The 25,846-nt window shown below is 42.2% G+C and carries 16 protein-coding genes; all 16 read right to left on the reverse strand.

Features of this window, described 5'->3' with window-relative positions:
• Positions 1-324 precede the first annotated feature (324 nt).
• The 16 genes from MKY99_RS22070 to MKY99_RS22145 all read right to left on the reverse strand — a co-directional run bounded on the left by MKY99_RS22070 (position 325) and on the right by MKY99_RS22145 (position 25,595).
• Positions 325-1,110: a response regulator gene (locus MKY99_RS22070; protein WP_076284462.1), complete on the reverse strand. Its 786-nt coding sequence runs from the start codon at positions 1,108-1,110 to the stop codon at positions 325-327.
• Positions 1,085-2,941, reverse strand: coding sequence for a sensor histidine kinase (locus MKY99_RS22075; protein ID WP_076284461.1), 1,857 nt, complete (start codon positions 2,939-2,941; stop codon positions 1,085-1,087). Before MKY99_RS22075 ends, MKY99_RS22070 begins: the two co-directional genes overlap by 26 nt.
• A gap of 29 nt (positions 2,942-2,970) precedes the next feature.
• Positions 2,971-3,801, reverse strand: a complete 831-nt coding sequence (locus MKY99_RS22080; protein ID WP_042129876.1) for a carbohydrate ABC transporter permease — start codon at positions 3,799-3,801, stop codon at positions 2,971-2,973.
• Entirely contained in the window at positions 3,801-4,685 is an 885-nt protein-coding gene (locus MKY99_RS22085; protein WP_042190519.1) for a sugar ABC transporter permease, read from the reverse strand. The genes MKY99_RS22080 and MKY99_RS22085 overlap by 1 nt, the downstream gene beginning before the upstream one ends.
• Positions 4,686-4,812: 127 nt before the next feature.
• Complete coding sequence (locus MKY99_RS22090; protein WP_042190521.1) at positions 4,813-6,222, reverse strand: extracellular solute-binding protein; 1,410 nt, start codon at positions 6,220-6,222, stop codon at positions 4,813-4,815.
• A 421-nt stretch (positions 6,223-6,643) separates the two neighbouring features.
• Positions 6,644-7,381, reverse strand: coding sequence for a pyruvate formate-lyase-activating protein (pflA, locus tag MKY99_RS22095; protein WP_042190523.1), 738 nt, complete (start codon positions 7,379-7,381; stop codon positions 6,644-6,646).
• Between the two features lie 215 nt (positions 7,382-7,596).
• A complete protein-coding gene (pflB, locus tag MKY99_RS22100) occupies positions 7,597-9,858 on the reverse strand; it encodes a formate C-acetyltransferase (RefSeq protein ID WP_042190525.1) in 2,262 nt (753 codons plus the stop codon).
• A gap of 252 nt (positions 9,859-10,110) precedes the next feature.
• Positions 10,111-12,732 carry a bifunctional acetaldehyde-CoA/alcohol dehydrogenase gene (adhE, locus tag MKY99_RS22105; protein WP_042129885.1) on the reverse strand — a complete coding sequence of 874 codons (2,622 nt, stop codon included), beginning with the start codon at positions 12,730-12,732 and terminating at the stop codon, positions 10,111-10,113.
• Positions 12,733-13,133: 401 nt separating this feature from the next.
• A complete protein-coding gene (locus tag MKY99_RS22110) occupies positions 13,134-14,597 on the reverse strand; it encodes an extracellular solute-binding protein (protein WP_339266348.1) in 1,464 nt (487 codons plus the stop codon).
• 132 nt (positions 14,598-14,729) lie between these two features.
• On the reverse strand, positions 14,730-15,602 hold the full coding sequence (locus MKY99_RS22115) for a carbohydrate ABC transporter permease (RefSeq protein ID WP_042190530.1): 873 nt from the start codon (positions 15,600-15,602) through the stop codon (positions 14,730-14,732).
• Between the two features lies 1 nt (position 15,603).
• Complete coding sequence (locus MKY99_RS22120; protein ID WP_042129891.1) at positions 15,604-16,524, reverse strand: sugar ABC transporter permease; 921 nt, start codon at positions 16,522-16,524, stop codon at positions 15,604-15,606.
• A 117-nt stretch (positions 16,525-16,641) separates the two neighbouring features.
• The gene (locus MKY99_RS22125; protein WP_076300845.1) at positions 16,642-17,970 is read right to left on the reverse strand and encodes a response regulator; all 1,329 of its coding nucleotides are present in this window, start codon (positions 17,968-17,970) and stop codon (positions 16,642-16,644) included.
• A gap of 19 nt (positions 17,971-17,989) precedes the next feature.
• Positions 17,990-19,711: a histidine kinase gene (locus MKY99_RS22130; protein ID WP_339271743.1), complete on the reverse strand. Its 1,722-nt coding sequence runs from the start codon at positions 19,709-19,711 to the stop codon at positions 17,990-17,992.
• 630 nt (positions 19,712-20,341) lie between these two features.
• Complete coding sequence (pgmB, locus tag MKY99_RS22135) at positions 20,342-20,977, reverse strand: beta-phosphoglucomutase (protein WP_339266351.1); 636 nt, start codon at positions 20,975-20,977, stop codon at positions 20,342-20,344.
• Between the two features lie 32 nt (positions 20,978-21,009).
• A complete protein-coding gene (locus MKY99_RS22140; RefSeq protein ID WP_339266353.1) occupies positions 21,010-23,292 on the reverse strand; it encodes a glycosyl hydrolase family 65 protein in 2,283 nt (760 codons plus the stop codon).
• The gene (locus MKY99_RS22145) at positions 23,289-25,595 is read right to left on the reverse strand and encodes a glycosyl hydrolase family 65 protein (protein ID WP_339266355.1); all 2,307 of its coding nucleotides are present in this window, start codon (positions 25,593-25,595) and stop codon (positions 23,289-23,291) included. The genes MKY99_RS22140 and MKY99_RS22145 overlap by 4 nt, the downstream gene beginning before the upstream one ends.
• Between the last annotated feature and the right edge of the window lie 251 nt (positions 25,596-25,846).

The raw sequence follows: 25,846 nt of genomic DNA on the forward strand, positions 1-25,846 counted from the left end.
CCCTTCTTTCCCCTAAGGAGTCCCCACAACCGCAGGAGTGGGACGACTCCATACCCACAACGAAGTGTGGTGAGGGAGAAGGAGCGGAGAGGAAGTTTGGAACTGTAGGAGCGGAGCGTTCGCCTAAAAGCTTTCCTTGGAAAGCTACCTCGGAAGCATATGCTATCCTCGGATTTCAACCGCGAGCAGCGGTTTCCAATCCAGAAATCCGAGGATAACAGCGACCGAAAGTCCAAACATTCCTCCGTAGTGACGCTTACCTCACCATGCTGAGTAACAGACATTCCTTGCAGTGACGCTAAACATCACCATACGCCGCCGACCTCATAACACTTCTGCCCGGCACCGGTCACGATACTCCTTAGGAGACATCCCCGTCTGCTTCTGAAATACCTTCGTGAAATAACGTCGTTCCTGATAACCGACTCCGGAACCAATCACCGTAATGCTCTTATCGCTGTTAGTAAGCATAAACTTGGCAGCTTCAATTCGCTGTTGTGTTACGTATTCCACGAAAGTCATTGCAAAACGGTTCTTAAACAAGAGGCAGAAGTAACTGCCACTGATGCCGATCTTATTCGCCACTTCCTCAATCCCGATATCTGAATGAAGATGTTCAGTGATGTATTGAGCGGCCAAGTTCATTAGCTGATCCGGCGTTTTTTTGCCATTGTCAACTTCAGGAATCTCTTGAAACAAAGGGATGCTATTATACAGTTTATTCTTAAACTGTTTACTACGGATATTAGCTCCGATCTCACGTACCTTATTGCCAAGCTCCTCATAATGTATCGGCTTACAAATGTATTCTTTTACCCCAAGACGGATCGCTTCCCGTGCATAGTCAAATTCCTGATACCCGGTAAGAAGCAGTACCTCACTATCCAATCCCAATTCCCGCAGCTTTCCTACAAAAGTTAACCCGTCCATCACTGGCATACGAATGTCACTCAACACAAGATCGGGTTGCTCCTCTTCAGCAATGCGCAAGGCGTCCATACCGCTTCGCGCCATACCGACGACCTCCATTCCCATCTCCTGCCATGGCAACACTCTCTTCAGATTATTCAGAATTGGGGCTTCGTCATCTACCAATAATACTTTTAGCATAATGATCTTCCCCCTGCTCGTATTTAGGTATGACACATTGAATAATAGTACCATATCCTGGACTGGAACAAATAAATATTCCATATCTGTCACCGTATTCAATGCGGATGCGATCCGCTACACTGCGAATGCCAAGGCCTCTACGTTCAAGATTCATCCGGTTTTCCCGTTCAACTTCAACCTCTTGCTCCACAGGATCATTCACAATATATTGGAAAATAGACAACTGAGATGGTGTAATTCCAATACCGTTATCTTCAATTCGTAAAATTAAGTCCCCTTGCTTCTCCCAAACTTTCACAGAAACTTGACCTTTGTAATCAATACCCTCAAATCCATGTTGAATGCTATTCTCTACAAGCGGTTGCAAAGTAAGCTTTAAAATGCCGCAACTCATCAATTCTTGTGGGATATCAATATCGTATTCAAATAAATCCTCAAATCTAAATTTTTGAATATCCAAATAATTGCGCAGATGTTTAATCTCTTCATCCAGTGTAATTTCTTCTCGATCCTGAATGCTAATACGTAAAATACTTGCCAGTCGGTAGACCATCTCACTGACTTTCTTGCCTTCATTCTGTATAGCCAGAACATTAATCGACTCTAACGTATTAAATAAAAAATGCGGTTTAATCTGAGCCTGTAGAACACGCATCTCGGCTTGATTCTTGCGACGCTGTTCCAAATGGATTCTGTTAAACAATCGGTTAATTTTATCCATAAGATCATTAAAGCCCTTACCAAGAAGCGTTAACTCATCATTCCCCTTCACTTCTACCCGCGAAGTTAGATCTCCATCCTCAACTCGTCGCATAAAACGAACAATTACGGCGATTGCACCAGTAATGCGATTCATAAAGAATAGATTGAAGATCACCGCTGCCAAAAAGCAAAGGAAGATAACCCCTACAAACCAGCGTGCAAATACTGTAACTTCTCGAGATAAAGAGTCCCATGAGGTTACAGACACTAGACTCCAGGGATAATCTTTTAAATGATACATGGAGAGAATACTTTTCTCCCCGTTATACTCTGTTTTAAAACTCTGAAACCCTTTTTTGAAGGTAATCTCTTTATTCGCGAATGACTGAATATCCTGCCCATCCAGCTTTTGATCTGGGTCAAATAAAATCATTCCGTCATCATTTACTAGCATAAACGATACATCCTGATTACTATCCCCAATTTTTAAATTGCGAAATATCGATTCGAGCTCCCAATTTTTGATCTGTACAACAAGGATACCTATGTTCTGAAAGAAGCTCAGTTCCTTCACGAGTCGAATTTGTGTAAACACAGGTTCAGTTCCTGTAAGTTCGGGATACTCATGAGGAGCCAGCCATTTTGGCACGCCATTCAAATCCATTACTTCCTGGTACAAATCACTTTTTTTGAAAGTATCATAGGGTAGCGTTCGGAAATTTTCCTTATTAAAAAGCGACACGATTTCAGAGTTACCTCTACCGTTAAAATTGTATAAAAAAGCATAGCTAATCGATGGATGGTTAAACAACAGACTACGGAAATTGCGCTGGCTTGCATTCAAATTGAGTTGCTCAGCATCAGTCAAATCTTGATTAGAAGGATCTTCTGCGCTAAGTGCCATATGAAAAACCGAGGTAGCAATTCCGTTGTCTGTAACGTTATCCATATCTTTTAACACATTTGAAATACTGTAACTAATTGCTTTGAGTGAGTATTCCGACTGTTGACTGTACTTCTTCTCAATAGAGTTATAAGTCACGAAAAACATAAGCATGCCTAGAATAAATAAGGGAATGATTATCAGGCCCAAAAATGCCGTAAATAATTTATAGCGCAAATTCATCGGCTAGTGCTCCTGACTGAGAAAAAAAGTTATCCTTTTACGCCACCCGCAGTTACGCCTTCAATAATTTTTTCCTGTAAAATCGCATAAATCACAATTACTGGCAGAACGCTGAAGACGATACCCGCTGACATTTGTGCATAGTTCATCTGATATTGATCACGGAATTGAACCATACCCACTGGGAGCGTACGTAGTTCATCATTTGATAGGAAGTAGTTTGCCAGCAAGAATTCGTTCCAATTGCCCAGGAAATTAACAATGAATACAGTAACCATGGCAGGTACGGTTAGAGGTACAATAATTTTAGCAAAGATACCTGGTGCCTTCAACCCATCCATGACCGCTGCCTCTTCAATTTCTCTAGGCAACGAGCGCATAAATGCAGCCAATATAATTATCGTAAACGGAATTGCATTCGCGATATAAGGGATAATCAATGCCCAGTGTGTATTCAGAATTCCCATCTTACGTACAATCGTATAAATAGGAAGCATCAATGCGTTGTTTGGAATGAGCATTCCCACCATAACTAAGGTGAACAAAATCGTATTCCATTTGCCTTGGCGCATCCGAGTAACTGCAAAAGCAAACATAGACGCTAGAATGATAGATACTACAGAAGCCAATATGGAAATGTACAAACTGTTAAAAAAGTAGGTGCTGATCTTGGCATTTACCCAAGCTTCAACGTAGTTATTGAAGACGAACTCCTTTGGAATCCCAAAAGGGTTAAGTGCTATTGCATTGTTATCCTTTTTCACAGAGGAGAATAACACGAACAGGAAAGGAAATAGAATAACTAGTAGATAGGACAATAGTGCGACGTGTGGCAGACTTTTTTTCAGGGCGCGTGGCATCAGTATTCAATCCTTTCTGTGCGTCGGGCTATCAGCAGCTGATAAATAGCTGTAACCACCAATGTAAATACAAAGATCAGGACTGCAATGGCATTACCGTACCCGTACTTAAAGTTAGTGATAGCATATTTAATCATGTAAGTTGCCATTACATCGGTTGAACCAGCAGGTCCACCCTTAGTCATTACAATGACGATATCCGCCGCTTTCATTGCTCCAGCAATGGACAACATGATTACAACAGAAATGATCGGAACAATTAAAGGAAGCGTGATACGTGTAGCACGTTGGAATCCAGTTGCGCCATCAATGGCAGCTGCTTCATCCAATTCACCTGGTATCGACAGAATAGCTGCAAGTACCATTACAATGTAGAATCCGGTCCATTGCCAAGCATTCGTGATCAGGATGGATAACATTGCGAATCTTTCATCCGACAGCCAGTAAAGTGGATCAATACCAACTAAGCCTAGAACCTTATTTAAAAGTCCAATGTTGGGCTCATAAATGAAGCCCCATAGAATACCGATAACTGCTGTAGACATAATAGAAGGCATGAAGACCGCTGTCTTATACAAGCCTTTTAGCTTCTTTACATTCGATATCAATAACGAGAAGAATATGATTAACGGTACCTGTACAAAACAGGAGAAAAGAATAAAGAAACCGTTATTTTTGACAGATATCCAGAATCGTTCGTCTCCTAATGCCTTCTCAAAATTACTGATTCCGGCAGACTTGACTGTGTCAGATACCCCATTCCAGCTAGTAAAGCTGTAATAGATTGAACTAAAGATGGGATAGATGAAGAACATCGTGAACAAGATCAGTGCTGGAAGAATAAAAAGGAAAAATACCAATGGATTTCTTAGTGCTTTATTCATGACTACCTCCGGTTGCTTTGACATCTGGCGAACAATGAATGTTTTAGATCTTTGCAAACACATAATTTCTTTGAGTTTAAAAATGTACCCTGGTTCTGGCACCAGGGTACATTCAATTTGCAGCTACTTATTCAACTGCTGCGTTTGCTTCTTCTTGTACCTTCTGTAAAGCTTCGCCCATTTTCTCTGGAGTTGTCTGACCACCAATTAGCTTTTGAATTTGAATGTTACTGATTTCTGTAGTTACATCAGCTTGAACAAGTGAGTCAAATGCTGGGAACGAAGATTGTGAGTTATTAAGTACACCTACGATTTCGCTCATCAGATCATCCGTAATATTTTCATTCAGCACGTTTTGATCAATTTTCATTGCTGGCAGTACGCCATCTTCAACAAGACCACGTAATTGCATTTCTTCGTTAAACAAGTTTTTGATGAAAGATTTCACAGCAGCCAATTGACGTGGATCTTTCTCAGCAGAAGCAGAGAAACCGTAGCCATTGTTTACATCGCGCATCAATGCAGTTTGGTCGCCTACGCCACCATCAACTGGAGGAATATTGAAGAACCCAACTTTACCGATCAAACCTTCGCCAGATTGTCCTTCTTTAAATACGGAAGATTTCCAAGTACCATCATACAAGAGGATTGCTTCACTACTAGTGAATTGTGTTGTATATTCAGCATACTCGAAACCAAGTTCGCCTTTTTTGAAGTATCCTTTGTCAACCCATTCTTTGTACTTCGCAAAACCTTTTACAACGTTTGGATCAGTCCATTTAGCTTCGCCTGTTGCAAACTTAGCGGTTACATCTGGACCTGCATAACGTGACCACAAGTGGTTAGCTAGCATAAGTGGTACCCAGCCAGCCTTAGATGCACCAGCCAAAGGTACTTTTCCGTCAGCCTTGATGTCAGCCAATTGTTGTTCCAATTCAGCAAATGTTGTTGGAGCTTTCCAACCCTTGCTATTGTAGTATTCTTTGTTGTAGAAGAACCCTTCACCAGATCCACCGATAGGCAATCCGTAAATTTTTCCTTCATAAGTGAAAGGATCAAGATTTGAGAATTTATCCTTAATTCCAAGTTCCTCTAGGATTGGAGTCAGATCGAGTAATTTACCTTCTTTAGCATAGATCTTAGAGTCAGGGCTTCCGAAAAGATCGAAGATCTCTGGTGGATTACCTGCAGCCATTTCACCACGTAATTTTTCTTTACGGTTTACATCTGAATCTACTCCATCAAGCTTAAAGGTCAGACCCGGTACATCACCTTCTACCTTTTTCACTACTTCTTGCAGAATAGCTAAACGTTTCTGTTTGTCGGCACCGATTTGAGTGTGACGAATCGTCATTTCGAACGGCTCGCTACTAACCGGTTCTTCTGTTGCTGGAGCATTTGTAGCATCCGCTGAATTCGTCGCGGTAGCGTTTCCATCTCCTTTGTTAGAAGATGCATTGTTGTTGCCTCCGCAACCTGCCAGTAAAGCTGATGATACAAAAATCAGGGACAATAGCAAAGTCATACCTTTTTTCATTTCTTGTGACCCCCCATATAATGTTGTGCTTTACACTTCTTATTATAGAAAACAGATTCCATTCTCGTAAGGTTAAGATTCATCCACTATAGGGATAAAAATCTCTAATGAAAGCGGAATCAACTACATGAAATGTAATATAATATAACTTTATTTCAGTAATAATTACGATTAAAAGCTTTATAGCGTGATTTAACCATACATATACTTTGAAAATAATCATAAAAACTCAATGTAATGATACAATATATATCATAACGTATTTCCAACTCGTTAATTAACAGCTGTAAATATATCATTTTTTTAAAGCGAAAATACAAAATTACCCCTTTAAATGACATCAGACGTCCCTCATAACAAAAAAACCGTTCCTTCAGCAGTAAATCACTGAAGGAACGGCTCCACTTAATGTAGGTATAAATTATACCAACGCTGTCTGCTTACGACCTTCTTCGACTAAGCGGTATGCCCGCTGAACTTCTTCATCCGTAGGGGATGGCACTCCATCCAATTCATAAGCCTTACCGAGCATTTCCCATTTATAGATACCCATTTGATGATAAGGTAAGATTTCAAATTTCTCAACGCCATTTAAGGTTCCAATATAACGACCTAGATTGATAAGGTCCTCTTCACGGTCATGAATGCCTGGAACATATACATGTCTAATCCACATCTTACGGTTATGGTCTGACAGCCAACGTGCAAGCTTCAAGGTCCGATCATTAGATTTACCAGTTAACTTAATGTGTGCTTCTTCATCAATATGCTTCAAATCGAGCATCACCAAGTCTGTAACATCCAATAAGTCATTAATCTTGTCACCTTCGTTATAACCATTACTATCTAATGTGGTGTGCAGATTCCAACGCTTCTTAACTTCCGTAAATAACTGTTTTACAAATTGTGCCTGCAAAGTTGGTTCTCCGCCGGATACAGTTAACCCACCACCGGATGAACGATAGTAGTTTAAATATGGCTCGATCTCCGAAAGCACTTCTTCTAGAGTCATTTCCTTACCTTCATCTAAAGCCCAAGTATCAGGGTTATGGCAATACTGGCATTTCAGCAAGCACCCTTGCATAAATAAGACAAATCGAATACCAGGTCCGTCAACGGTTCCAAAGGTTTCCAAGGAGTGTATGCGACCTTTAATCATAGGATGTCATCCTTTCTCCAGGACTGACTAACAGTCCATCTTTCACGAAGAAGAATCCCTGCCCTTAAGACTGTGTTCTCCTTAATCGCGACCGTAAAATTTAAAATTTTAATGATTCTTGAACAAGATATTACCGCCCTTGAAACAAGAGCGGTAATTCCTTGCAAATATTTTAGTGCATATCTCAATGAAAGATCTTTATAAATATAAACAAATTACATTGAACCGTGGAAAGTACGGTTAATTACGTCCATTTGTTGTTCGCGAGTCAACTTGATGAAGTTAACTGCATAACCGGATACGCGGATAGTCAATTGTGGATAGTTCTCTGGGTGATCCATAGCGTCCATCAGCTGTTCACGGTTAAATACGTTAACGTTCAAATGCTGAGCGTTATTATGGAAGTATCCGTCCATCATGTGTACCAGGTTAGACTTACAGGATTCATCGTCTTTACCTAGTGCCTTAGGTACGATAGAGAACGTATTGGAGATACCATCTTGTGCATCGGAGTAAGGCAGTTTGGCTACAGAGTTCAGTGAAGCCAGAGCACCTTTCTTGTCGCGTCCGTGCATTGGGTTAGCACCTGGTGCGAATGGTTCGCCTTTTTTACGTCCGTCAGGTGTTGTACCTGTCTTCTTACCGTACACTACATTCGAAGTAATGGTCAATACCGATTGAGTCGGTACAGCATCACGATATGTTTTGTGTTTACGGATCATAGACATGAAGGTTTCAACCAATTCTACTGCGATGTTGTCTACAGCATCGTCATTGTTACCGTAGCAAGGGAATTCGCCTTCAGTTTCGAAGTCAATTGCAATACCTTGTTCGTTACGGATTGGTTTAACCTTCGCGTATTTAATAGCACTCAGTGAGTCAGCTGCAACGGACAGACCAGCGATACCGCAAGCCATTGTACGCAGAATGTCGCGATCATGCAGTGCCATTTCGATACGTTCGTAAGAATATTTGTCATGCATATAGTGAATGATGTTCAAAGTGTTAACATAAGTCTTAGCCAACCACTCCATCATCGGTTTGAAGCGTTTCATTACTTCGTCATAATCTAGATATTCAGAAGTGATAGCTGGGAATTCCGGTCCAACTTGTGCTCCGGATTTTTCGTCTTTACCACCATTAATAGCATACAGTAAAGCTTTTGCCAGGTTGGCACGAGCGCCGAAGAACTGCATTTGTTTACCGATACGCATTGGAGATACGCAGCATGCAATCGCATAATCTTCACCCCAGTATGGACGCATTAGATCGTCGTTTTCATACTGAATTGCACTAGTTTCGATAGAAACCTTAGCACAATATTTTTTGAAGCCTTCAGGCAATCTTTCGGACCAAAGTACAGTTAAGTTTGGTTCCGGAGCTGGACCCAAGTTGTACAGGGTGTTCAGGAAACGGAAGCTGTTCTTGGTAACACGAGTGGTTCCATCTTCAGCCATACCACCGATGGATTCAGTTACCCAAGTAGGGTCTCCAGAGAACAGGTCATTATAGTCAGGTGTACGCAAGAATTTCACGATACGCAGTTTCATTACGAAATGATCGACAATTTCTTGGACTTGTTCTTCAGTCAAAGTACCTTCTTCAATATCGCGTTCTGCATAGATGTCTAGGAAGGAAGAAACACGTCCCAGGGACATCGCTGCACCATTTTGTTCTTTAACTGCTGCCAGATATCCAAAGTATACCCATTGAGTAGCTTCTTTAAAGTTCATCGCTGGTTTGGAAATATCCATGCCGTGAGCAGCTGCCATTTCTTTCAATTCGCCCAGTGCACGAATTTGCTCGGACAGCTCTTCACGTAAACGAATTACTTCTTCTGTCATGGAGTCAACTTCAAGCTCAGCTAGTTGTTGCTTTTTGTCTTTAATCAAGAAATCAATACCGTACAGAGCTATGCGGCGGTAGTCGCCGATAATACGTCCACGGCCGTAAGCATCAGGAAGACCTGTGATAACGCCGGATTTACGCACTGCTCTCATGTCTGGTGTATATGCATCAAATACGCCTTGGTTATGCGTTTTGCGAATGTTCGTGAACATGTCAACGATGTTTTGTGGAAGCTCGAAGCCATAAGCCTTCGTAGCATCAACCATCATCTTGATCCCGCCGAACGGCTGGATGGAACGTCTGAAAGGAGCGTCAGTCTGCACGCCTACAATTTGTTCCTTGTCCTTGTCAATGTAGCCTGGAGCATGTGAAGTGATTGTGGAGACAGTATCTAGGGAAACATCCCATACGCCGCCTCTTTCTCTTTCTTCCTTACTCAGCTGGGAAATAATCTTCCACAGTTCAGTTGTGTTACTAGTAGGACCTACGAGGAACTCTTCGTTACCTTCATAAGGCTTAATGTTACTAGCGATAAAGTTGTTAACATCAACTTTCTTGGACCATTTACCTTTTGTAAAACTTCTCCAACCGGATTTCACTTCATTTACTTCTTTTTCAATCACCGACATGCTAAATCCCTCCATCTATATTTATTATATTTGTAGAGATCGCGGGCTTGAAGGTTGATCCCGTGTCTCGTGATCCCCAAAAGATGTGGTTGTTCCAAATTTCACAATCAACATTTCATATGTGGGACCGTTGTTTATATAAACATTCTAGTTTATTTTCTATAAAAACACTGTGACAAATATCACCTTTCGAGTGATATTTGTCACCTTTATCTAAGTCCACAACTATCCTATTCTCTATTTAACCATTTATTAATTATCAAATCTTCCGTAGAACGCATTACGGTATACATCAGCAAGCTCAGAAACCAGTGGCAGCTTAGGATTGGCAGTTGTACATTGATCTTCAAACGCACGGTCAGCCAAGTAATCTACGCGGGATTCGAAGTCCTTAGGATCAAAGCCCAGTTGTTGGAACGATTCTTCGATGCCCAATTTTTTATTCATATCGCGAATAGCATTGATCAGGCTAGTTACACCTTCTTCAGTTGTGCGAGCTGGCAATCCCAGAATACGGGCAATTTCAGCATAACGCTCATCAGCTACGAAGTGCGAATATTTAGGGAACGAAGCGAACTTCGTAGGTTTTTTAGCATTGTAGCGGATAACGTGTGGCATAAGGATCGCGTTAGTACGACCGTGAGCAGTGTGGTACTGTCCACCCCATTTATGTGCCAAACTGTGGTTAATACCCAAGAATGCATTGGCAAAGGCCATACCAGCAAGTGTTGATGCGTTATGCATTTTCTCACGTGCTACTCTGTCGCCTTCCAGCGCCGATTTTTCAAGGTATTGGAATACCAGTTGGATGGCTTTAATAGCTAGACCATCAGTGTAGTCACTCGCCATAACTGATACATAAGCTTCGATAGCATGTGTCAATACGTCCATACCTGTATCAGCAACAGCAGTTTTTGGCAAGCTGTATACGAACTCTGGATCAATGATAGCTACATCTGGAGTTAACTCGTAGTCAGCCAAAGGATATTTAGTGTGCTGTTCAGTTGTTTTATCGGTAATAACTGCGAAAGATGTTACTTCCGAACCTGTACCCGAAGTAGTTGGAATAGCTACAAATTTAGCTTTGTTACCAAGTTTAGGGAATTTATATACCCGTTTACGGATATCCATGAATTTTTGTTTCAGACCATTAAAGTCTGCGTCTGGATGTTCATAGAATAACCACATTCCTTTTGCAGCATCCATTGGGGAACCGCCGCCAAGTGCGATAATGCAGTCCGGTTGGAATCTGTTCATCATTGCAGTACCTTTTTCAACTGTAGTTGTCGATGGATCTGGTTCAACTTCAGAGAACACTTCGATAGCTACAGGAGTTTGACGTTGACGCAGGTAATGTTCAACTCTTTCAACATATCCAAGCTTAACCATCATTGGGTCAGTGATAATTGCGACACGTGTGATATCAGGCATTTTGGTCAGGTACTGAGTAGCGCCTTTTTCGAAATAGATCTTGTCAGGTACTTTAAACCATTGCATATTCACGGTACGACGATTCACCCTTTTCACGTTGATCAAATTGATTGCTGTAACGTTTTGCGACACGGAGTTACGTCCATAAGATCCGCAGCCCAGAGTCAACGAAGGGATATTAGTGTTGTAGATATCGCCGATCGCACCATGTGTGGAAGGCGAGTTAACGAGAATACGTCCTGTTTGCAGACGGTTAGAGAACTTCATGATTACTTCTTCATTGTTGGAGTGGATAGCCGAGCTATGTCCCATACCACCAAATTCAACAATTTGAGCTGCGCGTTCGATACCTTGATCTGCATTCTTAACTTTGTAGCAAGCAAGAACCGGGCTTAATTTTTCAGCGGAAAGTGGATATTTAGTGCCTACACCTTCAAGTTCTGCTACCAGAATCTTTGTGCCGGCAGGGACTTGAATGCCACACATTTCAGCAATCTTCACTGCGGATTGACCTACGATTGCTGGGTTAACCGCACATTTATCTACGTTCATTGCTCCACTAGTCAGTTTGGCAGCTTCTTCTTTATTCACAAAGTAGCAGCCATTAGCAATCATCTTTTTCTTCACTTGATCGAAGATTGGTTCTTCGATAATAACAGCTTGCTCGGAAGCACAGATCATACCATTATCAAATGTTTTAGAAAGAATGATGTCCGTTACGGCTTGATCAATATCCGCGCTCTTTTCAATAAAAGCAGGTACGTTACCAGGGCCTACGCCAAGTGCTGGTTTACCACAGCTGTAAGCTGCTTTTACCATTGCAGAACCACCAGTTGCCAAGATAAGAGCAACGTCTGGGTTGTTCATCAATGCGTTTGTCTTGTCCATTGTTGGCATTTCAATCCATTGGATACAGTTCTCAGGAGCGCCAGCTTTCACGGCAGCATCATGAAGAATTTTTGCAGCAGCTGCACTACACTCTTGCGCAGATGGGTGGAAACCGAATATAATAGGGTTCCGTGTCTTAATCGAAATCAACGCTTTAAACATCGTGGTGGATGTAGGGTTGGTTACCGGTGTGATACCCATAACAATTCCGACGGGTTCAGCAATTTTTTGGAAGCTATCATAAGCGTTGTCTTCAATAACGCCTACTGTTTTATCGTATTTAATTCCGTGCCAGATATATTCAGTTGAGAAGATGTTCTTCGTAATTTTGTCTTCGTATACGCCGCGTCCAGTTTCTTCTACGGCCAATTTTGCGAGGTACATATGTTTGTCGAGTCCAGCCAACGCCATTGCATGAACGATTGTGTCAACTTGCTCTTGGTCTAGCGCCATGAACGCCTCATGCGCTTTTTTTGCTTTATCCACTAAATTCTGAATATACTCTTCAGCGGTAACTTGTTTAACTTGGGCGGCGACTTCGTTCTTAACTGCCATCTCCCTCGTCCTCCTGTCAATTTTTAGTTGTTTTTCTCTACACATTTATCTTATCACATGATTTCCACCTTGTATAGTGAAATCTTTCACAAAGTATAAAGTTTTTTTGATTTGTTTTCAAAGCGCTTTCATTCGATCATATTATAGTCTTTTTACCATATTATGTGCTATAAAACCCTTTAAATCTTAGAATTATACTTTAATAAGCAAAATTTTAGTTCCTTTTTATTCCATATATCTAAAATCAGTGCACAAAAATGTATACTCTTCATCACAGTCAATTACGATTTTTCTACACCGTCATAATTTCCAATTGATTATCACTATTTCTGAAGATTTATAAATTTATAAATCTTCACAACAAAAAAACCGGCCCCAAAGGAGCCGGTTTTTGCATTAAACTATTCCGCTTTAATCGTATCAAAGAATTTCTCTTGCACTGTTTTAGCTGCTGCTTCTAACTGGCTCTTGGAATCCGTTCCTTTTTTGGAGAACAGCTCTTGAATAACATTGGACATGGTTGCGTAATAGTCCTGTGTGTTGTATTGAGCTTCAGGTTTACCATCCAAAAGTCCCATAATGTCAGGGCTATATTGGTATACATTTGTGTACTTGTCATAAACCGCTTTGGTCTTCTTACCAAACTCAGAATCAGCTGAGTAGTAGTCTAAGAGCGGCGGGATAAAGTATTTGCCATCGGTTGTCCGTTGTTGAAGAATTGCATCCAGTGCATCCAAACCTTTGTCAGAGAAATAATCAAAAGTAATGTAGCGGAATGCCATTTCTTGTTCATCTGGCGTAGCATTTGGATTGATTACTAGATAGTCACCACCAAGTACCCCTGTGTGCTTACCGCCTTTTTCCATAGCTGGCATAGGATACGTAAGCACATCCTCAGGTTTCAGTCCACCTTGGTTCAACGCTTGCTCGATAACGCCATCAGATCCGGCCATTACCATTGCTGTACGACTTTGTTGGAACGCACCTACAGCATCGCCCCAACCAAGTGCCCAGTCCTGAGGAATCGCGTTAGCTTCCCATCTAAGTTTCTTGTAGAAATCCAGTGCTTTAACGCCAGCATCGGAATTAAATGTAGCTATAACCTTACCGCCTTCAATCTTTTGAATCTCTCCGCCAGCTTCAAACAGGAAGTTGGTCCAGTTCCAACCTGATTCGTTCCCCTTACCCATTGGAGCAATACCGGAAATACCTTTTTTGGCATCAGCTACACCTTTAGCCGTATTCAGCATATCATCCCAAGTCCAATCCATAGGTGGAATGGCTACGCCTTTTTCATCCAGCATTTTTTTGTTGATCATAGTGGTTGTTACATAACCTTTTTGTGTTACTCCGAAAACTTTGCCGTCGATAATAAATTGATTTTGAAGCACTGTGTTAATTTGATCTTTAAATTCATATTTGTTCCACAGATCTGTGATGTCAGCAACCCAGCCCTTTTCAACCAGGAATTTAGCTTCTGTAGCAAAAGTATTAAAGAAGGTTGGTGCTTCATTCGCAGCCATTTTAATTCCGATTTCACTTACATTGTACTGCCAGTCGTCTTTAACGATTTCTACGTTCGGATATACCTCTTGGAAACGTTTGATTTTGTCGTCTTCCTGTGCTCGTATTTCAGTCAAATCAGGTGTTGGATAGTGAATCTTGATCGTCACTTTTCTTTGAGTAATGTCATCCACTGGCGCATCCGTAGCGGTTGCTGTATTATCCGTTACCGCATTTGTTGGCGCAGCAGATGCTTCCCCGCCTTTGTTCCCCGCTGTGTTTCCGTTATTGTTGCCGCTGCAAGCAGATAGCAACGATCCGGCTACAAGTACGCTTAGTAGAACGCTAGAGTACTTACGCATTGAAACTCCCCTTTTCAATTCATAATTATCTTACATATCGATCATAAATTAGAAACCGTTTACAAACGAGGTGCATTTATATTCCTTTCATGTGCATGTTTACGATCCATGGTTAAATTCGTCGATAATTGCTTATCCTTTCACTGCCGACAAAGCAACCCCACGCATAATGAATTTCTGGAAAATCAAGAAGACAATGATTGGAGGCAAGGATACTATAAACAGGATTGCAAATTTAATATTAGTATTGAGTGCCTTCACATTAATAACGTATTTATAAATGGCTGTCGCAAGCGTATATTTCTCTTCACTGTGCATAACCAGAGATGGCCAGAACCAGTCATTCCATGCAGTAGAAAAGATAAAGATCGCTAATGTAGCAAAAATCGGAATGGATAGTGGCACGGCAATGGAGAAAAAGCTTCTCGGCTCAGAGGCCCCATCAATTCGTGCTGCTTCAAAGATTTCTGGATGAATCCCGTCAAAAAAGTTCTTTAACAATAGAAAGTAGAACGTGTTCGCTCCCGCTGGCAACCAGAAGGCCGCATACTGATTCAGCAATCCGAGCTCTTTCAAATTGACAAAGTTCGGGATCATGTAACTGGTCGCCGGAATAAACAATGTCATCAGGAAGAAGAAGTAAATAGCTCTTTTGTAAGGAACATTCATACGAGAAATACTAAAAGCCGACATTCCCAATACGACAAGCGTCACGACCATATTCCCTAAAAAGATATAAATGGTGTTTCTAAGGAACATGGGTAGATCAATGTAATTCATCGCATCTTTAAGATTACTGAAGTGCCATTCCTGAGGGAAAAAATGCGGCGGGAATGAATTCACTTCTTGATTCGACTTCAACCCGTTGAATAACGTCATACAAATCGGGTACAGCATGCTAAAAACCATAACCAAAATAACGACGCACATCAAACCATAAACGATCTTATTACTTGTTTTTTTCAAATCGTGTTCTGAAAGAATTCCTCTATCTGCGCTCTTCATCTTAGTAGTCCTCCTTGTTAAGCTTGAACTGTAAAATGCCCAAACCACCTAGGACAATGAACATTAACATGCCAAGCGCAGTAGCTGTTCCATAATCGAGTCTTGTAAATGCATATTTCACGATCAACAGCGCATAGGTAAGCGTAGTATTATTTGGACCGCCATCAAGCAGCGCCATCTGTGACTGATACCCTTGTGAAGTACCAATAATTTGCAGGATCAGCATCAAAAAGATTAAATTACGCAGTGAAGGCAATGTGATGTACTTTATACGTGCCCATATACCTGCTCCATCAATCTCAGCGGCTTCATACCAATCTCTTGGAATGCTGAGTACAGCAGCTAAGTATATTAGCATCCCTGATCCGAACTGCTGCCATGTTTCCATAAACACAAGGGAAATCATCGACCATCTTGTATCTGTTAAGAAGGCAACCTGATCCACACCCATTGTGCCTAGTAACGCATTAATCGGGCCCACCGGATCATAAAGCCATCTCCACAGTCCATAGAGAACCACACCAGGCATTACGAAAGGAAGGTAAGCCGCTACACGTACAAAGCCCCCAAACTTTCTCAGCTCCGAGATCATGATGGCAAAAGCAATCGGAACCCAAAAACCGATAATAAGACATAGAAACATGTAATACCCAGTGTTCTTTAATGCGGTCAAAACATCTGGATCACTAAGTGCTCTACTGTAGTTCTCAAAGCCTACAAAGCTATTACCTTTCACAAAATCAACATGGTAAAAGCTGTACAGTAAGCCTTTAAAAATTGGAACCCACAAGAACATAATAAAAATAATTACGGCAGGTACGAGGAACATATATCCCCAAAAGTTTTTCTTCCAGCGGTTTTGCTTGTACGGTGTCCCCTTCAGCGTCGCCGGGTTTTCGGTTACTACTGCGGTTTGATTCATCAGGCTCCCTCATTCCATTGTTCTATCAGCATTTTTCGCAAAATGCTTCCTACCTTAAATTGTAGGAAATGAGGGTTGTACTGAACATGTCTATATCTACCGAAGTCATGAGTGTTTTTACTTCTTCAATTCACTGGGGCTAATCCCATAATATTTTTTGAAAATTTTACTAAAATGCTCGGGCGATTCATAACCCACACGTTCCGCAATTTCGTATCTGCGAAGATCGGTATTCAAAATCATCTCCCGACTTTCTTCCATCCGGAGCTTAATTACATATTCCCACAGGTTATAACCTGTATTTTTCTTAAATAGGTAGCTCAAATAATTGGGGCTAACATGATTCTTTTTAGCCACATCGTGAATAGTAAGTCCTTTTTGAGCATAGTTCTCGTCAATATATTCTTTTGCTTTTTGTACGATCAGATTGCTATGCGTATGAAGTTCTTCTACAGAAGGATCACTCGTGTAACTGTTCCAGTTGAAATCCCCATAATAGAACACGTAATGGTCACTATGCTCATTATTCCAAAGAATTGCATTAGAGGCCTGACGGTTCAACACGGCCATAAACGAAAGCCCCTTTAAAATCTGGCTAATGCCAATGACTACGTTCAGATGTAAATATTTATGGATATTAAAATGTAGACTACGACCAAGTATATCTAGCCTGTTGATTTGGCCGGCAGAAGAATCTTCATAGCTTTTTTCATCCCATTGAATAATGATCGTAATTTCTCCATCCGGCGCATAAAAGGCTATCGAGTTCCATTCCTGATCCATTAATTCTTTGGCAATGTTCAGCGCAGCATAACAAAGAAGCCGTCTGTCCCGCATAGTATACTGCTTCTCCTGATTCACTCCAGACAGTGGCACCTTAAGTTTTAAGACGGAAAAATACGGCCCTTGTAGCTTCAGGTTATCCAGCTTCAGGAGGTTATCTCCCTCAGCTAGTACAACTCCAGGGTCAATGAGCAATTCGTTCAAGAGCTTGCTATATTCCGGCAACGGCTCTTCCAGTCGAAAGCTTTCGTTAATTCCAGACATGAAGACATCTAGTTCTGGTGAGGGCTTCCCCATCTTAAGGAGCACATTTCGAACCGAATCCAAAAACTGCTCACTATTCAAAGGCTTGATTAAATAGTCCTTTGCCCCGAGCCTAACAGCCATTTGAGCATATTGAAACGTCTCATGAGCAGAAATTACGATGGTCTGTACCCATGGTTTGGCTAGTTTGGCATGCTGCATCAGATCAATTCCACTCATCGCACCCATCTGTATGTCCGTAACGAGCAGATCAATTTCCTCCATACGGATACAGTCTAGTGCTTCAAATCCGCTATTAGCTGTATAGATATTAGAAATATCCAGCCCGGATGAAGCTAATAAATTGCTCAATCCTTTACAAATCAATGGTTCGTCATCCACAACCAATATATTGAACATATCTGCATGCTCCCCTTCCTTAGTCCTGATTCTCCGATTTCGGAAGCTTAACTGTTACTAGCGTTCCGCCTTCTGTACGAGGGGTATAGCTGATGCCATAATCAGAGCCAAAATGTAAATGAATACGCTGGTTAATATTGCGGATACCATAACCGCTAGTGGGATTGGGGCTTTCATCATTCAATACAGCTTCTATGGCTTCATAGTCAACAGACTTATAGCCGTTATCTTCAATAGAGATCCTAACGGTTTCATCCTCACATACTGCTGTGATGGTGATCTCACCATCCTCGCCCATATTTTTAACCCCATGAATAATAGCATTTTCTATTAATGGCTGCAGCGTGATTTTTGGAATTAGGTTGCTTTTCGTATCCGGGTGAATATTCATCACAACTTGAAATACATAATCATAACGGTGCTGCTGTAGCTTGATATAGGCCGTTGCATGCTCCAGCTCTTCTTCAAGGCTGATCAGCTCCCTTCCCCGACTAAGACTGATCTTCATTAGTTTGGACAATTCCTTGATCATCTCGGCGGATTCGACATTTCCTTCTAAAGAGCTTTTCCAATAAATGCTCTCTAGGGTGTTGTAAAGCAAATGAGGGTTGATTTGTTGATATAGAAGTTGAAGCTGGGATTCCTTCTGTTTAAGCTCCATCTGATATTTGTATGTGATTAATCCGTTCAGCCTTCGGGCCATATCATAGGTAGAAGCAATCAGCACACTGACCTCATCGTTACTCCCCCTCCGTGGTGTCTCTGGAACTCGATTACCCGGCTCGTATTTTCGCACGAAAAAAGCCAGCTTTTGCAAAGGTGTCATTAATGAACGCCAGAAGTACGTAATCATAATTAGTCCAAATACTGCATAAGCCACGGTGATGTATTGAATAACACTTTTCATTTCGTTCTGTTGCTGCAGTAGCGCCTTCACCGGAACTTTGTAAACCAGTTTTTGTCCAAGCGCATGGTTATTGTTAACCACATAGATAAAATCGGAGGTAATCACATCCACTGTACCTTCCAGATCCTCGGCAACAACCGTCTCCGGCAACGCAATTACTTCTCCAGTATTATTCGTAGTAGAGGCGAGAACACGGTTGTTTAAGTCTGTTAAGTAAATTTCGCCGTCAGGCAAAGAGATCGATTTGAGAGATTCTCCAATTTTAGAGTCCATTTTGGTGATGACTAAAACCCCTATAGTCTCCGCTTTTCTGGAAATGTTGTTTACAGCTCTCATGTAAGTAAGTGTCTTTAAATTCTCCGCTTGAGCGCTTAGCCTCTCCGTGAACTTCAGCGAGCCGCGTCCTTTCTTCTGAACAACCTCCTCAAACCAGTAAGGCTCTTCAGCTTTAGAAAAGAAATAAACTCCCGCCTTCTTAACCTGTGGAAAATTGGGAGCGAAAAAGTAATAATCATTCGGATCGTATATATAAAGGGAGTAATAGATGCCATCACCACGTTCAGCCCCCTGAGAGTAACTGACCAACAGCTTCTCTATTGTCTCATATCGTTTGACTCGCTCCAGTATGGTATCCGAGCCAGTCATATTCATTTGCTGAATCAGAGGATTTTGAATCACGGTGGTAGTGATTTTATTAACTGTATCGATATCCCGATTAATGATCGTAAAGTTCTGCTTGTTCAATTCCACATATGCATTCGTAACATGGCGCTTCAGTATTTGTTCTGCCTTCAAATTCCCATATATGTTCAAAAAGAAAATAGGAGAAATCATAATCAGGAATAGTAGGATGAGCTGCTGCTTGACGCTCAGCTTTCGAATCAATCTAATCAGCCTAGACAACACTATAGTCACACCTCCGGGTTAAATAACTATATCAAAGGGATAAACGCTTACATATGTTCATTTTAAAGTTTTTTATGGTCATTTGTATGTAGTTTTTTTCTGTTGTGCGGATTATAAGAGCATGGTGATATAGACGTCACTGCGTGGAGCGTTTGGGCTTACGATCGCTGTTATCCTCAGATTTCCTGATTTTATACCGCTTGGCGGTAGAAATATGAGGATAAAGGCGACCACTTCGTTTCTCCAGCTCCAAACCTCCACTCCGCAACTCCATCGCCGCGATTCTTAAAAAACAAAAATAGAAAAATAGGGCGGGAGAGTGAAGGCCACTGCGTGGGGCTATGAGAGGTATTATTCGCCTCTGCTTTACACTGTTGTGGGCTTCACATTTGTTGAGCCTTTGGATGAGCGATTGGATTACCCAATGAGCGACATTACTACTTGGTGTGCGCAGTTGTACTTGATAGCTGAATACACAGCATGAGCACAGGAATTTAAAGCAAAAAAAGACCGACCCCACAGTAGCATCAGCTACTTTGGAGTCGGTCACCTTTTTATTTAACTCAACAACTCATACAATCCTTTTACAACCATATCGGCTTCCTTCAGCACTTCGGGCTTACCTATGCCTACTACCTTCATAGCTGCAGCCTTACCTGCTTGAACGCCCGCTTCCGCATCCTCAAACACGACACATTCGTCCGGCTGTAAGCCTAGCTCCTGACCAGCGATCAAGAATACCTCCGGGTCCGGTTTGGCAAGTGACACTTTGTTACCGTCAACTACGGCATCGAACAGATCCGTAATGTTCAGCTTATTCAAAATAAACTCTGCATTCTTACTAGCTGAACCTAACGCAATTCCAATCCCGCGCGTTCTCAGTCCAGTTAAGTATTCTTTGACCCCAGGAAGCAGTTCCGACTCCTCAAGCTTAGAGATGTACTCTACATATAGGCGATTCTTCTTCTCCGCCATCGCAAGCTTCTCCGCTTCTTCAAATTGTAGGCCACCAACTTCCAGAAGAATATCGAGCGATCTCATCCGGCTCACGCCCTTAAGGCGTTCGTTATCCTCCTCTGTAAATGTAAAGCCTAGCTCGTCAGCAAGACTCGCCCAAGCCAAATAATGATATTTGGCCGTATCTACGATAACGCCGTCCAGATCGAAAATGGCACCCTTCATATTTTGCAACATGGATTTACTTCCTCTCCGTTGTTAGTTAATGTCTATACTGTTGCTTCAGCCAAGGTTAGCCGCAAGCTCTCACCTGCACCACAGGACTTTCCTTCTCCCCCTTGTACCGAGAACACCAGAGTCCCGCTGTAGTCAGCTGCTGTGGTAACTGTAACTTCATCCTTGCTGATCCGTAGTTTAAAGGGATCTCCCCGAAGCGTAACCGGAAGCTCAACAGACTGCCAATGTTTAGGCAGTGAAGGTTTGATATGGACAGTTCCCCCATCATAATCCAACCCTGCAAAACCAAGCACCGCAGCCATCCAAGCACCACCGTTAGCGGCTGGGTGGGTACCACCGATATAAAGATCGCCTACGTACTGCTTAGATTCTCCCGTGAGATCAACAGTAGCCGTGCGCATAAAATATGGATATCCCCAATCCGGCGAACCAATATCGGCAGCTACCAAAGCGTAGATACAAGGACTAAGACTTGACCCATGCTCGGTGCGCGGTTCGTAGAATTCCCAGTTCGCTTGTTTCACTTCCTTGGTGAAGGAATGTTTGAATAGATTTAACATCAGTACGACATCCGCTTGCTTCAGTATTGTTGTGGTTGTGGCTAATCCATTACCGCCACCCAAATACTCATTTTTGTTAAGTACAAGGGATTTCAAATCTGGCAGCCTAACATCTTCTAAGGTGAAGTAACGGTCGAATTGTTCGATGACAAGACTGGCAGGGTCTGGCTGCGGAACATAGAAGCTATCCAGCATAGCTTTGAACTCTGTCAGAAACGGACCTTCGCTAAACTCTGTAGAGAGTTGATTGTACACTTCCGGATACTTATCTTGCAGCAATTCTGCTGTGCGCAAGGCAATCTCCAGTGTCTCCTTAACCAGAGCATTCGTAAAAGCATTATTGTTCACACGCTCATGATATTCGTCTGGACCTGTTACATCTAGAATCTCGAAGCGTTCTTTTACTGAATTATAGTAAGCATAAGAGTAGAAGAACCGGGCACATTCCCAGATCACTTCCGCCCCTCCGCTAGTCAGCAGACTCTCGTCACCTGTAAATTGAACGTATTTCCAGATCCCATGTACAACATCTCCACTGATATGAACCTGCTTATCGCGGAAATAAGTCCGCATTGGTCGACCGGTAAATACATCATTCACATTAAACAGAGTACAAGCATCGTCTCCTGTATCCTGACTTTCCCAAGCATAGAATGCTCCCAAAAAACCATATTCCGCGGCCTTCCGGCGAGCTCCGTCCAAGGTATGAATCCGGTACATCATCAGGTTGCGAGCAACCGTTGGATCAGTATGCAGGAAGAAAGGCAGCATAAACATCTCCGTATCCCAGAATACGGCCCCTTTATAGACCTGACCCGATAAACCTCGAGCCGGGATAGAAACCTTTTCCGAAACTGTAGGTGCAATAATTAACAGCTGATAAATACTGTATCTTAGAGCAAACTGGGCATCCTCATCACCTTCGATAATGACATCGCTAAGTGACCATCTTTCTTCCCACTGCTGGCGATGAGCCTGTAATAACTCGTCATAACCGAGCGATTCAGCAGCTAGGACAGACTTTACTGCTTCTGACTCCGGTACACTAACATCAAGTCCAGTATATACCGCAACGTACTTAAACCATTCATAGGTCTCACCCGCATGCGCTTCAAAAGAAATCCGGCGAATACTAGCGCCCTCATCCAGTTGCTGATCTCCGAAATTAAATACGGCTCTCTCCGCCACAACTACCGGAATGTTCAATTCTCCACTAGTGGAGGAAGAGACTAGTACCTCACCCTGTGACTGTACTTTTTGACCATAGAGGTGGGGACCATTGATATCCCATACATCTACGTCAATCCCGGTCTCAATCACAATTTGGCAGTCCTGTGTGCTATGGATAGAGTATTTACTAACGAGCAGGTGAAGATTGTCCTGGCTTACGAAACGATCTGCTGTAAATGTCAACATCCCACCATCAGATAGACTATAGCCAGTGCTCCGATGATGAATGGCACTACGAATATTCAGCTCCTGAACATGAGAGCTCGGTTCACGCTCTAGCACACTTAAAGGTTGACCGTTGCAGACAATCTTGGTCCATAATCCATTTGGAGCATTGACAGGTTCTCTCCACTTCTCTCCCGCTTTGTCATATAGACCAGCTAAAGTTACGGCAACTAACTCAGTTTTACCGAATTCCTCTAGTGTCCCGCGATATCCCATATAGCCATTGCCTAACATATATTTGTTCCCGTTCGTCGTCACAAGTTGCTTGTCAAAACAGCTATCCCTAACCGCCCAGCTCACCCTACCAACATCCCTTCACCTAGCGGAAGCGTCGTCCCGGAAGCGTCCACCGTAATTGACTGCCCATACACTGTAATATCAGTGCTACCCCCATTAATTGCGGTGAGCGTTACTGAAGTCTTGTTGACCAAAATACGTAGTAATACCCCTTCATACATCACTTGGAAGCTATACTCGTTCCAGCGCTCCGGCAATGAAGGCTGGAAGGACAAACGATCCCCATCTGAACGCATACCTCCAAAGCCATACACAATATTCATCCAAGCGGCTGCAATCGAAGTCGTGTGCAATCCTTCGCGTGTGTTACGGTTGTAATTGTCTAAATCCAGTCTTGTCGCAAATTCAAAGAACGAATAGGCTTCTTCTGGCTTGCCGATTTCGCTTGCCAGTATCGAATGGATCGAAGGTGAAAGTGAAGACTCATGAATACATCTAGACTCGTAATATTCATAGTTAGCCAGCTTCGCTTCTTTAGAGAATTGTCCATTATATAAGAACATAAACATGAGAACATCCGGTTGCTTAATCATGTCATAACGGTACAATCGATCATACGACCAGTTCGAGTAGAGCGGAAACTCTGTTACAGGAATGGAATGAATATCAATATGTGGCATATCGAAGAATCCATCATGCTCCTCAAATACTCCTGTCACTTCGTCAACCGGAATCTTCATATTGTCTGCTTTATTTTTCCAATCGGTAAACTCTTCGTCACGGAGCCCCGACTTTTCCGCAACCAATGCAAAAGCCTCTGGTGCCTGTTTTTTCATTTCACTCAGGGTGTCTAGCGTGTATTCAAATGATTTTTGGGCCATCAAATTAATATAGCAGTTATTATTCACCATCAATTGGAACTCATCAGGACCCATTACGCCAAAATATCCATATTTCCCACTCTGTTGACCCCATTGACCGCGTGTAGCATAGAATCTACTGATCTGGATCAGCATTTCAGCACCTTTACTGTGCAGGAATTCTTTATCACCAGTATTTTTAACATAATGCCATATACCATAGGAAATAGCAGTCCCTACATGAAGCTGAAGATTCGAATGCTGCCAGAGATCACAGCTTTCAGTTCCGTCTATTGTAGCAATAGGGTAGCAAGCGCCATCGCAATCAACATCTTTAGCACGTTGCATAGCCTGAGGTAATGTCTTATATCTAAAGTCCAGTAAACTCCGTGCAGCCTTAGGGTTATTAAACATATAGAATGGTAAGCAATACGACTCTGTATCCCAGAACGCCAAACCACGATACACTTCCCCGGTCAATCCTTTAGCGCCGATGTTGAACCCTGGATGATCACCATGATAAGTCTGATAAAGCTGGAAAATGCAAAAACGAATGCCCTGCTGATTCTCAGGATCGCCCTCGATCCGAATATCACTTGTCTCCCAGATTCCATTCCAATATGCCGTCTGATCCGCGAATATTTGAGTATCGCTCAGTTGGCTTGCACTTTCAGCAAGAGCTATCCCTTTGCTCCACAGCTCTTCAGCTGTATGGGCAGATTCACTATCCGAACAGTTGATAACCAGCTTTGTAAAATGGGTCGCTTCTCCCTGAGCAAGATCCATAGTAAAGCTTTGTCCAATAAATTTATCATGTTCAACTCGCGTAAGCTGAAGCGGCTGTGAAGATTGTAACGAAAAGCTAGAGAATAGCTTGTTAGCTGTATTCACTGTTCTCGCCATAATAGCTGTGGTAGATCCTTGTTCTCCACTGCGGAGACTACTCCACATACATTCGCCGCGTTCCTCATGAATAATGCTGAAATCAAGACCTGCACAAATGTCCACGCTGCCCGAGAAATTAAGGGGCTCAAATTCCACCCGCTGTAATCCCAGATGAGACATCGTCATACTTACCAAGCGTGTAAAGACAACTTTTAAGCTTTTCCCATCATCTAGGTGCCAGATTAGCTCCCGCCGATAGGTCCCACTACGAAGATCCAGTTTGCGCACATAATCTGATATCTTACTTTTTGCCAGATCAAGCTGTTCACCATTCACAGTGATCCGCGTATACAGCCAGTCCACCGCATTTACCATATATCTCAGCGAGCGAATAATCCCTTTATAATGATTGCCAATGTCCAATTGTTCATTTAGCCCGTTGAAATAACTGCCTTGCAGGGAATCCCCAGAGTAACCTTCCTCAGCATACCCCCGCACACCCATATACTCATTTCCCAGTGAAAAAATAGATTCCGAGGTCCGATTTCGTTCTGGATCAAAGCCCTCTTCAATAATTGCCCAAGGATCTACCTTAAGATATTTGTCAGCCACTTTAGCCATGTATGATTTCCCCTTCTCCTGGTTTTTGCTCCATTCTCAGGATATCGTTCCATACCCGTTGCGCCAATGTCTGACCTTAATGAAGATGTGTGCATTTATACGGAGTTGAAATCGAACGGATTTCTATATCATGAATTTTTGCAGTATAATATGTAGAATCTAATAAGAGCAAAAAAAACAGCAACAGACCCATTATTTGAGAATAATGGATTGCCACTGCTGATATATAAAGAACATATACTTCTTACTCC

The organism is Paenibacillus sp. FSL R5-0470 (assembly GCF_037975205.1).
GTDB lineage: Bacteria > Bacillota > Bacilli > Paenibacillales > Paenibacillaceae > Paenibacillus_AQ.